The 2,294-nt window shown below is 65.5% G+C and carries 1 protein-coding gene; it reads right to left on the bottom strand.

The window, feature by feature from the left end:
- Positions 1-2,294, bottom strand: a 2,294-nt coding sequence (locus LJY25_RS21095; protein WP_449555739.1) for a DUF7948 domain-containing protein, incomplete at both ends; no start/stop codon positions are given.

The following is a 2,294-nucleotide window of genomic DNA, read 5'->3' as shown; positions in this document are numbered from 1 at the left end:
GTGGCGTAGGTCAGGGCGTAGGAGCCGGGCGTGGCGGGCGGGGTGAAGACGTAGCGGCTGCCCTGCTGGCTTACGCCCACCCCACTCCATACGCCACCCACCGGATCGGCTCCGCTCAGGACAATAGGCTGCATGTTGCCCTGGCAAATAGCCGTATCCTGTCGGACACGAACGGTGAGGGCACTACCTACCTGCACGGTGCGCGTCACGGTGCTGGCCGGGGCACAGGGCGTGGCCGGCACCGTGTAGCTGATGATGTGCGTGCCCAGCCCGGCCGCGGCCGGGTAGAACAGATTGCCGGCCACCCCGGGCCCGGAAAAGGTGCCGCCGGGCGGCGAGGCCGTCAGAAGCGTGCTAGTGGTCTGGCTGATGCAGAAGGCTGGGTCAAGGGGGCCGAAGCTGGCCGCCGTAACCGCCTGCACTACCATGGTGCGGGTTGCCGTACCGGCGCAGGTCAGCTGCCCGGGCACGGTATAGGTCAGAGTCTGGCTGCCGATCAGGGCGGCTGAGGGAGTGAACACGTAGCTGCTGCCCACCTGTGTCACCCCTGGCCCCGACCAGACTCCGCCCGTCGGGACGGCCCCGGTCAGGGTAATGGGTGCCGCATTCGAGCATATCGTTTGCTGGGCCGGGCCGGCCGAAACCTCACCGAACTGCACTTTGATCGACGTCTGGTTGCAGGCGCCGCTGGTTACCCGGGAGGTTACGTAGTACGAGCCGGCTACCATGGGGAAGTTGTTGCCGCACCCTCCGCAGCTGCTGTGGTACAGGTTGCCGGCCCGGTCGAACCGCGCCGCTCCCGCGTCGACATGCTCGCCCTGCAGGTTGATGCCGGGTGCGTAGTAGCCGTAGTAGGAGGCGTAGGTAAGCGCCGTCGCGCCAGGAGCAAGCTGCAGGAAATACAGGTCGCAGCCATCCGTCACGTTGCGCTGGGCGTTGGCCGTCGTGGGCATGCGGTCCAGGGGCTGGGTGCTGTAGCCAAACAGCTGGTCGCTGCCCCACCCGGCTACGTTGATGCGCCCGCAGTCGTCGATACCGAAGGCAGTGGGAGCAATGTCGGTAAAAGCGCCCCGCCCACTGCCGAACCGGGTGTAAAAGCCATTCGTGCTCAGGTCCGCCGACAGCTTCTGGATGAACTGGGTGCCCGCGACGTTGTTGTAGACGCCGGGCGTGATGGGGTAGCTGCCCAGGGTCTGCCCCAGGATGTACACCTGGTTGGTGTCATCCAGCTGCACGAAGTACGCCTGGTCGTACACGTTGGTGCCCAGGTAAGTGCTTCGCTGCAACGCACCGGTAGCACCGGAAAGCTGGGCTACAAAGCCGTCGACTCCGCCGGGGGCAGCGGGGTGCAGGACGCCGGCCGAGGTGGGGAAGTTGGCGCTGGTCGTGCCGCCGCACACGTACAGGGAACCGTCAGAAGCCAGCTGCAGAGAGCGGGCCGCATCGTTGCCGGTGCCGCCGAGGTAGGTGCTCCAGTCCAGAGCAGCCAGGTTTGGCGAGAAGCGTGACACGGTTGCGTCGTGCAATCCCCCGCGGTAGATGCGCACGTTGCCGGTCGTGGTTGGAAAGTCCGTCGATGTGGTTACGCTGGACACGTACACGTTGCCGGCAGCGTCGAGGGTTACGTCGCTGCGGGCATGGTCCCCCTGGTTGTGATTCAGCAGGTCCCCGGAGCTAAGCAGGTTCAGGATGCCGTCGTTGCCGCTGCCGCCGAAAAAGGTAGATGCCTGCAGGGCCCCGGTGGCGCTGAACTTAAGTAAAGCCAAGTCGCACCCCTGCTGGTAGTAGATGCCGCTTCCTATGCCGGGAATGCTGCTGCCCCCATTGAAGGTACGGTCGTACGCCCCGGCCGTGGTTGGGAAGTTCCCCGACCCCGTAGTTGCTACCATCACCAGCTCGCCCTGCGGATTCGTCACCAGGTTATGCGGGGTTTCGATGCTGCCGCCGCCAATAAAGGTTGCGTAGACCAGCGCCCCGGGGCCGCTGGCCGTTGTATTGTACTTGCTTAGGCATATATCAACCTGGTCGCCGCCAAATGCCTGGCTGTAAGCGCCAGTAGTACGGGGATACCCTGGACCGGACACCACGCCGGCCGAGTACATATTGCCCTGGGCATCGTAGGTGGCGCCCATGCCCAGGCTGAAGGAGCTGGTCGTGCCGGAGTAGGAGTTGAAGAGGACGGTCGGGTCGATGACCAGGGGCAGGGCGGGGTCGTAGCTGCCCAGGCGGAAGGAGACGCGGTTGCCGCTGAGCTCGAAGGCGCAGCTGACCGGGCGGCGCTGACCCCGGCTGGT

Origin of the sequence: Hymenobacter translucens (assembly GCF_020685205.1) — a bacterium.
Lineage (GTDB): Bacteria > Bacteroidota > Bacteroidia > Cytophagales > Hymenobacteraceae > Hymenobacter > Hymenobacter translucens.
Note: the sequence above shows the minus strand (reverse complement) of the source record. Positions and strands in the feature narration are given on the sequence as shown.